At 62.5% G+C, this 12,981-nt stretch carries 10 protein-coding genes; 6 read left to right on the top strand and 4 right to left on the bottom strand.

Going from position 1 to position 12,981, the window contains the following annotated elements; all coding sequences use genetic code 11:
• Positions 1-2 precede the first annotated feature (2 nt).
• On the top strand, positions 3-632 hold the full coding sequence (locus tag G473_RS0109940) for a PqiC family protein (RefSeq protein WP_029012972.1): 630 nt from the start codon (positions 3-5) through the stop codon (positions 630-632).
• Here the strand turns inward: G473_RS0109940 and G473_RS0109935 are convergent, their stop codons facing one another.
• Positions 633-1,553 (bottom strand): LysR family transcriptional regulator, encoded by a 921-nt coding sequence (locus tag G473_RS0109935; RefSeq protein ID WP_029012971.1) that lies wholly within the window; start codon positions 1,551-1,553, stop codon positions 633-635.
• A 181-nt stretch (positions 1,554-1,734) separates the two neighbouring features.
• On the opposite strand from G473_RS0109935, the gene G473_RS0109930 reads away from it, so the two are divergent.
• Both G473_RS0109930 and G473_RS0109925 read left to right on the top strand, forming a co-directional pair.
• A complete protein-coding gene (locus G473_RS0109930; RefSeq protein WP_029012970.1) occupies positions 1,735-2,919 on the top strand; it encodes an MFS transporter in 1,185 nt (394 codons plus the stop codon).
• A 138-nt stretch (positions 2,920-3,057) separates the two neighbouring features.
• A complete protein-coding gene (locus tag G473_RS0109925) occupies positions 3,058-3,867 on the top strand; it encodes a DUF2189 domain-containing protein (protein ID WP_161630965.1) in 810 nt (269 codons plus the stop codon).
• A gap of 86 nt (positions 3,868-3,953) precedes the next feature.
• Here the strand turns inward: G473_RS0109925 and G473_RS0109920 are convergent, their stop codons facing one another.
• Positions 3,954-5,372 (bottom strand): sigma 54-interacting transcriptional regulator, encoded by a 1,419-nt coding sequence (locus tag G473_RS0109920; protein ID WP_029012968.1) that lies wholly within the window; start codon positions 5,370-5,372, stop codon positions 3,954-3,956.
• Between the two features lie 351 nt (positions 5,373-5,723).
• Here G473_RS0109920 and G473_RS29175 point away from each other — a divergent pair, with 351 nt between their 5' ends.
• The 3 genes from G473_RS29175 to pelA all read left to right on the top strand — a co-directional run bounded on the left by G473_RS29175 (position 5,724) and on the right by pelA (position 10,033).
• Positions 5,724-7,910, top strand: a complete 2,187-nt coding sequence (locus G473_RS29175) for a serine/threonine-protein kinase (protein WP_051330105.1) — start codon at positions 5,724-5,726, stop codon at positions 7,908-7,910.
• Between the two features lie 35 nt (positions 7,911-7,945).
• Positions 7,946-8,461 (top strand): hypothetical protein, encoded by a 516-nt coding sequence (locus G473_RS0109910; RefSeq protein ID WP_029012967.1) that lies wholly within the window; start codon positions 7,946-7,948, stop codon positions 8,459-8,461.
• Between the two features lie 273 nt (positions 8,462-8,734).
• A complete protein-coding gene (gene pelA, locus G473_RS0109905) occupies positions 8,735-10,033 on the top strand; it encodes a pectate lyase (protein WP_029012966.1) in 1,299 nt (432 codons plus the stop codon).
• Between the two features lie 3 nt (positions 10,034-10,036).
• Here the strand turns inward: pelA and G473_RS26170 are convergent, their stop codons facing one another.
• Positions 10,037-11,236 carry an MFS transporter gene (locus tag G473_RS26170; RefSeq protein ID WP_035706450.1) on the bottom strand — a complete coding sequence of 400 codons (1,200 nt, stop codon included), beginning with the start codon at positions 11,234-11,236 and terminating at the stop codon, positions 10,037-10,039.
• Between the two features lie 165 nt (positions 11,237-11,401).
• A complete protein-coding gene (treF, locus tag G473_RS0109895; protein ID WP_029012965.1) occupies positions 11,402-12,973 on the bottom strand; it encodes an alpha,alpha-trehalase TreF in 1,572 nt (523 codons plus the stop codon).
• Positions 12,974-12,981: the final 8 nt, after the last annotated feature.

The following is a 12,981-nucleotide window of genomic DNA, read 5'->3' as shown; positions in this document are numbered from 1 at the left end:
TCATGACCATCAACCCGCGCGCCGCGTCCCTTCTGTTGCTGCCCGGTCTGCTGGTGCTGGGGGCTTGTGCCTCTGATCCGCCGGCCCTGGTGGCTTTGCCTGCCGCGCCTGCGGCCAGTCAGGCCGCCGCCAATCCGGCCACCCTGCTGCTGCGACCGGTTACGATCCCCGGTTATCTGGATAATCTGAATGTGGTGACCAGCCGCCAGGGTGGCAGCATCACGCAGGATCAGGGGACCGAATGGGCGGAACGGCTGGGCGACGGCACCACCCGCGTGCTGGCGGGCGCCCTTTCCGACCGGTTGGGACCGGGCAATCTGCTGATTGAGGGCGATGGACGCATCCCTGACGCCGATCTCAGCATCCAGATCACCCGCATGGACCCGCAGCCCGACGGAAAGCTTGTGCTGGAGGCCCGCTGGACCCTGGTGGGCAGCATGGGGGACCGGCCAGTGCGCGCCGGAACGGAAAGCATCAGCGTCCCCTTCTCCCCCCGCACCCCCGCCGGGATCGCCGACGCCACCGCCCAGGCCCTGGGGCAACTGGCCGACCGGCTGGTCGTGGCGGCAGAGACATTCCCCCGGATGGCGCAGACAATGCCGGGACCGGGCTCCGCCACAGTGCCACGATAATCATGCCCCCCTGACCGTCTGTGCTTCGCCCAGCGCCTGCGCCATGAAATCCACAAAAGCGCGGACACGGGCGGCCAGATGGTCATGGCCAACATAAACGGCGTGAACCTGCTCCTTCTCCGGATGCTTATAGGCCTCCAGCACGGACACCAACCGGCCTTCAGCAAGATCGCTTTCCACATGAAAGCTGCCCAATCGGGCTAAACCCAAGCCATCCACCGCCAGACGGCGCAGGATCACGCCATTATTGCCGTAGACATTGCCGCGGATGGGCACGCTGAAACCCTCCCCGCTGATCGGATCACGGAAGGGCCATTCATCCAGCGGACGGCGGAAATTGAAGCGCATGCAATTATGATGCGCGAGATCCGCAGGGTGTTGCGGCAGGCCATGCGCAGCCAGATAGGCGGGGGCGGCAACAATGATCCGCTCATTTTCATAAATTTTGCGGGCCTTCAGGGTGGAATCCCGCAAGGAGCCGATACGCAGCGCGATATCGGTGCGTTCATCCACCAGATCGATCACCGCATCGGTCAGGGAAATATCCAGTTCCACCTGCGGGTACAGCGCCAGGAAGCGTGGTACCAACGGCAGCAGGCGCATTTCCCCGAAGCCAACGGAGGCACTGACCCGAAGCCGGCCCCTGGGTACCACCCCCGCCCCGGTGGCAACGGCACGCTCCGCTTCCTCAATCTCAGCCAGGACACGGCGGGCACGATCCAGATAAATGACCCCTTCCGGCGTCAGTTGCAGCGCACGGGTGGAACGGGTCAGCAAGGATACGCCCAACCGGTCCTCTATTCGGGAAATCAGCTTGCTGACGGCCGAGGGGGTCAGCGCCAAGCGGCGACCAGCGGCGGAAAAGCTGCCCGCCTCCACCACTGCGACGAAGACACCCATCTCCCCGCTGCGATAATCCATAGGGCGTTCCCTGCCTTGTCAGCCTCAATCCTCACATCATTCGTGAATTAAATTCAAAGTGATTTTGAAAATCCACCATCTTCATTCCAGGATCGGATGGGGCCATCCTCTGCGTCAAATCAAACGTCACGCTTATCACTCGCCCGGCCGTTGACAGCGCAGGGCGGGAAAGGATGGTTTCATGCCTATCGCCCTTTATGCCTTGGCGATCGCGGCCTACGCGATCGGCACGACTGAATTCGTCATTGTCGGGCTTTTGCCCACGGTGGCGGCCGATCTCGCTATTTCCCTGCCTTTGGCCGGCCTTATCGTCAGCGTGTATGCGTTGGGCGTCACGTTCGGCGCCCCGATCCTCACCGCCCTGACCGGCAAGATCGACCGCAAGCCCTTGCTGCTGGGATTGATGGCCCTGTTCGTCACCGGCAATATGCTGGCCGCCCTCAGCCCTGATTACGGGATGTTGCTGGCAGCCCGGGTGCTGACGGCGTTTGCCCATGGCGTCTTCTTCTCCATCGGGGCCACGATTGCCGCTGATCTGGTCCCGGCAGACCGGCGGGCCTCTGCCATCGCCCTGATGTTTACCGGCCTGACGGTGGCAATTGTTACCGGCGTGCCGATGGGCACTTTCATCGGCCAGACATGGGGATGGCGCGCCACTTTTGGGGCCGTGGCAGGCCTGGGCCTGGTGGCGATGGTGGGCATGGCGCTGCTGCTGCCGGCCCGTATCGCCAAGGCCCCGCCGGCCAGCCTGATGGAACAGGTCAAAGTGCTGGCTTCCGGCCGGCTGCTGCTGGTCTTCGCCATGACCGCCCTGGGCTATGGCGGCACCTTTGTGGCCTTCACCTATCTGGCAACGATCCTGGAGACGATCACCGGTTTCGCCGCTTCCCAGGTCAGCCTGATCCTGATCCTTTATGGCGCCGCCATTGCGGTGGGCAATATTTCCGGTGGGCGGATCGCCAACCATAAACCGGTAAAGGCCCTGGCATGGCTTTTCATTGCCCAGGCTCTGGTCCTCGCCCTGTTCACCCTGACCGCGCCCCACATGATGCTGGCGCTGGTCACGCTTGCTGCCTTGGGTTTCCTGTCTTTTGCCAGCGTGCCGGGGCTGCAGCTTTATGTCGTGCAACTGGCCAAGCAGCACCGGCCCGGCGCCGTGGATACCGCATCGGCCCTCAATATCGCCGCTTTCAATCTGGGGATCGCACTGGGGGCCTGGATTGGCGGGCTGGTCGTCGCGTCACCGCTGGGTCTGGGGGCCACACCCTGGGTCGGGGCGATCATGGTGACAGGCGCCCTGGTCATGACCGTGTGGAGCGGTTATCTGGACCGGAGCCAGCAGCGCCCCATTGCCCAGCCCGCGTGATTTCCCATGCTTCAGGATGTATAAAAGGACTGTGCATCTGCGACAAAATGCGCCACCATCGTCACAGGTGACCGCCCCGCGAAGAGGTGCGGCGCCGTCCTGTTCGACATGGGCAACCTGTCTCCGACAGGTGGGAGGATGATGATGGTGGCTTTGCATGAAGGGAAGCGGACGCTGCCGCTACCCGCTGATTACGTACCGATGCCGGTGGCCCGCCGGCTCAGCAACCATGATTTGCAGGCGGCGCTTGCCGATGGCTGGGCCGATTTCCGGGCCGCCCCCGTCTATGGCCTGGTTTTCGGCGGTGCCTATGCGCTGCTGGGCATGGGCGGGTTGCTGATGTTCGCCCTGATGGGCTGGACGCATCTGCTGTTTCCAGCCGTCACCGGCTTTCTGCTTTTCGGCCCCTTTGCGGCACTGGGGCTCTACGATATCAGCCGGCGGCGGGAACTGGGCTTGGCGGTGGAGCCGGGGCAGGTCTTCATGGCCTTCAGCTGCCATGGTGGCACGCAGATCGGGCTGCTGGGCCTGTTCTTGGTCTTTTCCACCATCGTCTGGCTGAAAGTGGCGACGCTGATCTATGCCCTTTATTTCGGGCCCGCCCCGATGGAGTTGGGCAATCTCTGGAATGCGGTGACCGGCACTTTCAATGGGCTGCAATTCGCCATCATCGGGATGGTGGCAGGCGGGGTGATCGCCACCGTGATCTTCAGCCTGTCCGTGTTTGCCGCCCCCATGCTGCTGGACCGCGATATCGATGTCGTCACGGCCATGATGGCAAGCCTGAACGCGGTGCGACTGAACCTTCGCCTGATGTTGGCCTGGGGCGCCATGGTGGCCGTGGTGGTCGGTGCCAGTATCCTGGGCGGTCTGGTGGCACTTGCCATTACCCTGCCCTGGCTGGGCCATGCGACATGGCATCTTTATAGCCGCGCGCTGGACCGCTAACCGGATCAACAGCCAGAAGGCTGGGTCGAGATGGTGTCCTTATAAACACTCCCGGTGCCAAGATCGTCACCGGGAGTGCTTATCCGTCAGGGAGAAACACCAATGCGGCGCAGGTGCCGCTTCAGACTATCCTTGGGCAGGCGCAAATCGCGGGCCCATGCTTCCACATCACCCGGATAACGGCGCATCACTTCACGCAATTGTTCATCTGATATGTCGGCGCTGTCACGCAGGGCGGGGGACCGCTCCATCAGGCGATAAAGGCTGGTACGGGAAATATTGAGCAAACCGGCTGCCGCCTTGATATTCCATCCTGCCTCATCCAGGGCGGCCACCAGCTCGGCATCAGTGACAGTTGCAGGATCGCGGCGCTTCGGCTCGTCGCCCTTCACCGCCTCGGCCAAAACCGGGGTTGGTGCCGGCCCATTCTGAAGCGGGGATACGGCACCACCCGGCTGCCCGCCGGCCAGCAGGACAGGCATGCCAAGGCGGATCTGTCGTGCCGCGCCCAGCAATTCCCGGATATTCCCAGGCCAGGGATGCAGCAGAAGGGGCAATATCTGTGCTGCGGGTAGTTGCGCCGGATCGAACGGTTCCAGTTGTGGTTCCGACCGGGTCAGGAAACAGCGTAACAAAAGGCCGATATCCACCCGCCGCTCACGCAAAGGAGGCAGCCGGATCACCACCCCTTCCAGCCGCCGGCGAAGGGGCTGGTTGAAATCGACACCATCCAGCGGCCGGTCGGTCGCGGAAACGACACGCACATCCGCTTTCTGGTTCCGGGCATCACCCAGCCGCCGATATTCCCCCGATTCAAGGGCCCGCAACAGCATGGGCTGCACCTCGGCCGGGGTGTCGCCAACCTCATCCATGAAAAGGGTGCTGCCATCGGCCAGGGCGAACAAGCCGGTCCGCTCCCGCGCAGCACCGGTATAGGCACCCGCCGCCGCGCCAAACAGCTCTGACTGCGCCAGGGAAGGCGCCAGCGTGGCCATATTGATTGTGTGCAGCTTATGGGACGCACGCGGGCTCAAGGCATGGATGGCGGAAGCGGCAAGCTCCTTGCCGGTACCCGTGGCGCCGGTCACGAACACCGGCAGGTTGGTGGGCGCCACCCGATGGATCATCGCCCAGGCCATCTGCAGGCCATGGCTGATACCGATCAGCCCATGGCGCGCCGCCTCGTTCTGCAAGGGCAGGGACGTCTCGAAGATGGAAAGGATCACCTTGTCGGAAAGGCCGATCAGGATATCGGCCCCAAGTTCGTCCAGATCCACCACTGTCGGCCCGGTGACCGGGCGGCCATTGACGGTCACCATCATCCGGCTTTCCGGAGGTGTGATTTCAAAGGACCGGCCAGCACAGCGACGGATCAATACCGGCTGACGGGAGATATGCCGATCATCCAGGGCACCCTGATCGCGGCCCTGGGCCGCGCGGAAAACCGGCTCCAGGCGGCTGACGGCGAAGAACCCGTCGCTGCCGAACGCCAAGGGAGCGATCATGCCGATGCGGCTGGGGTCACTATGCCAGACGATGCCGAGACATAGGACTGTATGTCCTTCACGGCTCCACGGCAAACCCCAGGGAAGCGTAGGCGCCACGGTCGCGTCGTTCAATCAGCCCTCACGCACGCTGCTGCCATCATGATGTAAAATTCGCTCCCTGAAGTGTTGATGTTCTTGACATGAACAATTTTCATTGCAATGCGGAAACATTAGATCATCCACCTTGCGTGGTCTACCCATTTAGACTAGCTTCTGTCTTATATTTCCGGTGTGGAGAGTATCCTTCCAGCGACCATACAGACGGGTTAATGCGTAAACATTGGGATCGCTGTGACGGAGGGGATGCAAATGCTCACGCAGACGCTGGGCAAATATCGGATTGAACGTACTATCGGTTCCGGCTCCTACGGGACCGTTGTCGAAGCGACCGATTGTGTTCTTAATCGCCCCGTTGCGCTGAAGATTTTGCGTTCTGCCGGCATGCCGGCAGATTTACTGAAAAACCACTTGCGGGAAGCGCGTGCGCTGGCTCGCCTGCGGCATCCTAATATCGTCGCTATTTTCGACCTGGAGCAGGATGGTGATCGTACCGTCCTGGCAATGGAGCATATTGACGGGGAAACGCTGGCCGCCCGCCTGCGTCACGGCCCCATTCCCTTTGCAAACGCCCTGGAAATGGCCTGGCAACTGGCCGATGCGCTGGCCGCTGCTCACCAGCAGGGTGTCATCCATGCCGATATCAAGCCCGGCAATGTGATCATCGATCAACAGGCCCGGCCACTCTTGGTGGATTTCGGGCTAGCGCGTCTTTCCTGTGTTGAGGACGCCCAGGATACCCTGGCCAGCGCCAGGGGAACCACGGAAGGGTTGCAAGGCACCATCAGCTATATGGCGCCTGAACTTTTCATGGGCGGCAAGCCGGATGCCGGCACGGATATGTTCGCCTTCGGGGCATTGATCTACGAGATGGTGGCAGGCCGGCGCGCTTTCGATGCCGGCAGCGAAGGCGCCACCATGCAGCGCATCCTGAACAGCCGTCCGGAACGATTGTCGCTGCTCAACCCGGAAATACCCGCCACCCTGTGCAATCTGGTGGATGCGATGCTGGCCACCTCGCCCACAGGCCGGCCAGCCAGCATGGACACGGTTCGGGAAACGTTGGGCCGCATCGCCAGCGGGGCCGGGGGCGCACTGGTGCTGCCCCTGCCCCGCCCTCTGCCGCCCTTGGCCGTGGCAGCAGCCATGGCGCCGGCCGATGATCCCCCAGCCCGATATTGGCCCCGCCCCCTGGCGGTGGGCCTGCTGATCGCCGCGCCCGTCGCCCTGTTCATGCTGGCCTGGGGGCAGGACATGATCCCCTGGCGGATTGAGGCCGCCCCCAGCCTGCAGGCGCAGATCGGCCAGGGGGTGAATTATCTGTACCATCTGGACGATAAGGGCGCGATCGACGGCGCGATCAACACATTCCAGTCCGTTCTGACCCGTGATCCGCGCAATGCCGCCGCCACCGCCGGGTTAAGCCTCGCCCTGTTCCGCCGGTACACGGAAGAAGAAGCAAACCCGAAAACCCTCAACCAGGCGGATGCCGAAGCGCGGCTGGCATTATCCCTGGACAACCAGCTTGCCCTGACGCGTATCGCGGTGGCCTGGGCGGAAACCTATGCCAACAACAAGGAAGCGGCTTATCAGCATTTCCAGACCGCGCTGACCCTCGAACAGGACAATGTGCTGGCATTGGAAGGTCTGGGCCTTCTCTATCAGGGTGACGACCGGCAGGATGAAGCCATCGCCATCTATCAGCGAGGGATTGAGAAGCATCCCCAGTATCGCGTTTTTTATTATCAGCTAGGCCGGATATACTTCCAGCGGGCGGAATATTCGCAGGCTGAACAGGTTTTTGCCAAATGCGTGGAACTGGCGCCGGATAGCGCCCTGGGCTATGCTAATCTCAGCGCGGCCCAGCATATGCAGGGCCGGACCGCCGATGCCGTGCTGACCATCCAGCAGGGCCTGCGCATCCGCCCCCACTGGATGCTGTATAATAATCTGGGCACCTATCTTTACTTCCTGGGGGAATATCCGCGCGCTGCCCAGGCGTTTGAACGGCTGACGCAGGAAGATAATGGCAATAATTATCTGACCTGGGGCAATCTGGCGGACGCCTATCGCTGGAGCACCGGGCAGGAAAAGGAATCGCAATCCGCTTACCGGATGGCGCTGCGGCTGCTGGCCCCCTTGCTGAAGGATGAGCCGGATAACCCGAGGCGCAACAGCAAGGCGGCACTTTATCATGCCAAACTGGGCGAAAGTGCAGAAGCCCTGGCTGCCCTGGCCCCGGCCCTGGCCAAGCCGACCCCTGAAATTCTTTTTGACGCTGTCGTCACATCCGAAATCCTGGGCCAACGGGATCAGGCCTTGGATCTGCTGGGTCAGGCATTGAAGGCCGGCTATGCCCCACAGGAAGCCGCCCGCGACCCTGAACTGGCGTCGTTACGCCAGGACCCGCGGTATTCTCTATTGTTGACATCCCTTTAAGTGCATCTTTTCGACCCTTCAGGAAAGCCAACTTCATGACCGAGCCCAAGCAATACAAGCTTAAACTTACTTTCGACGCCCGTCAGATGACCGTCAGCCTGCAGAACGTTATTCTGCTGGATGGCGTTTCCTCGATGAATACTTCCGGTGCTTTTGCCGGTTCCTACACGTTCGATCCGGGCGACACGCTGGATATCGAAGTGGTGGCCCTGACCCATGGCGAAAGCCTGGTGTCGCTGAAGGACCTGACGCTGGTTTGCGTTCCGGCCGGCAGCGCACGGCAGCCGTTCCTGTCGCCCTATGATACGGAAAGCGCCGGTTATGTGATCCGGGAATGGAACGAGGGGACTGCCACGGAAGTCGATGGCAACCCCGCCATCATCTTCACCGCCAAGGCCCCGCTGTCCATCACCGCTCCCTATGGCGAGTGGGAGATGATGGGCTATCTGTCCGTTCTTTTCCCCCGCCCCGACCTGACCGATGCGCAGTTCTGCCGCGTGTTCGATTTCGATCCGTCGGTGGTTGTGGGTGGGGGCAACCCGCCGAACTAACAAAGAGTAATATCGGGACCGTCCGTCCCGGATATTCCTTGAAAGGGGCGACATCATCTGTCGCCCCTTTTTAGTTTCACAAAGCCAGAGCCACGCCCCAAGTCGTTACAGCGGCTTATATTGACGGATGGAAACCGGTGTCATATCGTTCACCCAAGAATAGGGATGGCACCCGGCAAGGTGCAACCGTTGCAAACACCCGCCTATCGGGGCACCGGCAAGTACGACCGATAAAGACGGGAACGATAAACTGAACAGGAAGAGGAACCGTCCGTGAAACGTATTGCGTTGTTGATACCGCTTTTCGCTTCCAACCTGCTCATTCCCGCCACCGTCGCCTCTGCCGCCGTGATTGGCATGAATGAGGCGGCCAGCGCGCTGACACCGTCGCGGGTCTCCTCCCTGCCCGACACGCAGCGCGCAGCATGGCAGGAATATTTGGCCCGTTCAGAGGCCCAATTATCCAGGGATAAGGCCAGTCTGGCCGCCGAGCTGGCCCCAGGCCAGCCCCTGCCACCGCCCCCGGCAGAGGGGAAAGGTGCCGACACCATGCCGCTTGATAAACCGGCGGCCTGGTACACCAGCAAAGCGGCACGGCATGTCGCAGATGTGATTGTCAGTTTCCAGACCCCCGCCGGCGGCTGGGGCAAGAACCAGCCCCGTGACGGTGCCCTTCGGCTGCCTGGGCAGCATTATACGGGGGAGAATGTCGCCAAGGTCAAATCCGGCTCCAATGATCTGGACGCGGCCCGCGACCGGGATTGGCACTATGTCGGAACCATCGATAATGACGCCACGGTCACGGAAATCCGGTTCCTGGCCCAAGTTGTCAGCCAGCTAGCGCCAGAAGAAGCTGCGCCTTATCGCGACGCCGCCTTGAAAGGTATTGAGTACCTGCTGGCCTCGCAATTTCCCAATGGCGGCTGGCCCCAGGTCTGGCCGCTGGAAGGCGGCTATCACGACGCCATTACCTATAATGACGATGCGCTGGTGCATGTGGCGGAATTGCTGAGCGATATTGCGGCGGGCAGGGATGGGTTCGGCTTCGTGCCCCCTGCCATCCGCACACGCGCCCTGGAAGCCACCAATGCCGCCATTCATTGCATCGTCGAAACCCAGGTGGTTCAGGACGGCAAACGCCTGGGATGGGGACAGCAGCATGATGCCCTGACCCTGCGCCCCACATCTGCACGGAATTTTGAACCAGCCGCCCTTTCCAGCACGGAAAGCGCGCGTATCCTGCTGTTCCTGATGGAGATCGAGGCCCCATCCGATGCCGTGAAGCAGGCCATCCGCGGCGGTGTCGCATGGTTGAACACCAGCGTCATCCGTGACCGCGCCTGGGTCAAAAGCGATCAAGGCTATCAATTGGTGACCGAACAGGGGGCCAAGCCACTCTGGTCGCGCTTCTACTCCCTGGACGGCAACAAGCCGGTCTTCGGCGACCGTGACAAGACCATCCATGATGATGTCATGGGTATCTCGCAAGAGCGGCGGACCGGGTATGCCTGGTACACGACCAGCCCGCAAAAAGCCCTCAGCGCCTTTACCAAGTGGGAGAAACGGTCCTGAAGATCAGGCGCCCTGGACCGCTGGAAGGGGGCGGCGCTGGCGGTCATCCAGCACCGCCAGCACCCATATGGCAAAACCGCCCAGCGCCAGCGCGCAGCCGACCCAGCCGGTAGACGTCCAGCCATGGCCGGCGGCGATCGCCATGCCGCCCAACCAGGGGCCAAGCGCGTTGGCCGTATTGAAGGCGCTGTGGTTCAGCGCTGCCGCCAGGGTCTGTGCATCCTTGGCCACATCCATCAAGCGGGTCTGAAGGGCCGTGCCCAAGCCCCCGCCGCAGCCGATCAAGAAGACGCAGGCCGTTACCGCCCAGATATTATGGGCGACGAAGGGAAACAGGGCGAGCGATGCCGCGCTCCAGAGCAGGATACCGCCCGCCGCCGGCATCACGGCACGGTCCGCCGCCCAGGCGCAGGCCAGATTGCCCACCGTCATGCCGATGCCGAACACAGCCAGCACCACCGGCACCATGGTTTCCGGCGCCTGCGTCACCTCCAGCAATGTGGAGACGAGATAGGTATAGACAGCGAACATGCCACCAAAGCCGATAGCCCCGATGCCCAGCGTCAGCCAGACCTGGCGCTGGCGCAGGGCGCCCAGTTCCCGCATCGGGCTGGCACCATGGATCGGCTTATCGGACGGGGCGAACAGCCAAACCATGGCGACAGTCAGCAGCGCCAGTACGCCGACAATGGCAAAGCCCCAGCGCCAACCCACTGTCTGGCCGATCCAGTTCGCCACCGGCACGCCGATGATGGTGGCCACTGTCAGGCCCAGCATCACCCGCGCCACCGCCTGCGCCCGCTTGTTCGGCGGGACCAGCGATGCGGCCACCAGCGCCGCCACACCGAAATAGGCACCATGGGGCAGCCCGCTCAGGAAGCGGAAGACCATCATCCAGCCATAGGAGGGCGCCATCGCGCTCAACACATTGGCCAGCGCAAACATCGCCATCAACCCGATCAGCAGCGTGCGGCGCGACAGCCGCGCGGCCAGAACGGCGATAATCGGCGCCCCCACCACCACACCCAGCGCATAGGCACTGATGACATGGCCGGCTGTCGGCTCGTCAATGCCAAGGCCAGCCGCGAAATAGGGCAGCAGACTCATCACCGCGAATTCGGTGGTGCCAATGGCGAAACCGCCCATGGCCAGGGCCAGCAGCACCAGGCCAGGACGGGAAACAGCAGGGGATGAGGCAGTCACACATAATCTCCGGCAGGCCGGCGATCCTTCAGGAGCGGGCGGCCTGCTGCTCCGCAAAACAGACGGATAATGTGGGCGCGGGTCACCCTGGGCTTCAAGTTACAGTATTTTGCCGCAGCGCAGCAAAAAACGCATGGCGCCGAAAATGGTTGCCTGTCCGACACTTCACCGGTCGGGATTCAGGTCCGGATAGCGGGCGATCAGGGCGCGAGTCACACCATTGGTCCAGCCGAACCCGTCTTGAAGCGGATATTCTCCACCGCCGCCGGGCAGCCTTTCTTCCACATTATATTTTTCCAGCAGCCGTCCCGTCTCCCGATAGGCGCGGTCCACGGTGCCGACCCAGCGGGCGGCAATGTCCTTTGCCAATCCCTCATGGCCATAGCGGGCCAGCCCGTCAATGGCGACCCATTGCAGCGGCGGCCAGCCATTGGGCGCATCCCATTGCTGATGGGTGAAGCGCAGACTGGTCCGCAGGCCGCCGGGCGCCAGCAGGTGATCCGCCGTCACCTTGGCCATGCTGGCGGCCTGTTCCGGCGTCGCCAACCCGACAAACAGGGGATAAAGCGCGGCAGCGGACAGAAAACCGGTGCCCTGGCCGCTATCCATATCCCAATCCTGGAAGCGGTTCTCTCGCCCGTCCCACAGATATTGATGCACAGCCTGGGCGCGGGCATCCGCCTTGCTGGTGAAATCAGCGGCACAGGCGCTGTCCGCCAGTGCCTGACACCGGCGGGCAATGGCCTTTTCCATGGTCCAGATCAGGCTGTTCAGGTCCACGGGCACGATGCGGGTGGTGCGGATGGTATGGAGATGGCCAGGATGGGCGAGCCAGCGGGCGCTGAAATCCCAGCCGCTTTCCGCTGCTGCCCGCAGGTCGCGATAGACGATGCCGGCGGGCCGGTCGCTCTGCGCCGCCGTCTCCACATCCTCGGCATAGGATTCATCGCGCGGGCTGTCGCGGTCATCCCAATAGCGGTTCAGCACGCTGCCATCGGGCATGCGCAGGGTACGGCGGCAAGCGATGATGATTTCCGCGCAGCCGGACCGGTCCATCCAATAATCATATTCCCGCTTCAACGCCGCCAGATGGCGGGCATCGCGGGCGGCGTCCCCCGGTCCCGCCAGATCCAGCATCAAGCCAAAGAAAGGCGGCTGTGACCGGCTGAGATAATAAGTGCGCGTCCCATTAGGGATATGGCCGTACCGTTCGATCAGGCTTTCAAAACCGGTCAGCATGCTGTCCACCAGATCCTGGCGGCCGTCGGCGATCAGACCCAACATGGTGAAGTAGCTGTCCCAGTAATAAATCTCCCGGAACCGGCCGCCGGGCACAACATAGGGTTCCGGCAGCCCCAGGGCGGAGGAGCCGGCCGGCGGGTCCAACGGCGATCGGGTGAGTTGCGGCCACAGGGCCGCGATATGGGCCAGCAGGGCGCGGGGTTCATGCGGGGGCGGAGCCTCGGTCGCCACAGCATCCGGCAGGGCGAAATTGGTTTCCACAAACGCCCGCAGCGCCTGGGTATCCTGCGGCTTCACCCGATGATAATCGGCCATAATGGCGGCGGCTGGCCGCTTTGGCACGGCATCCACAAAAGTCTTGCCGTCGGTGAACAGGCGCTGTTCCTGCACCGCCACGAAAAGCGCACCATACAGATCAGCGGGACTGGAGGGCGGTGCATGGTCGAACCCACACAGGAACAAGGCGGCGGCAAGAAACGGAATGGCGCGCTTCATGGATATCG

Origin of the sequence: Niveispirillum irakense DSM 11586, from assembly GCF_000429645.1 — a bacterium.
Taxonomy (GTDB): domain Bacteria; phylum Pseudomonadota; class Alphaproteobacteria; order Azospirillales; family Azospirillaceae; genus Niveispirillum; species Niveispirillum irakense.
This window is presented reverse-complemented; position numbering and strand designations above follow the sequence as displayed.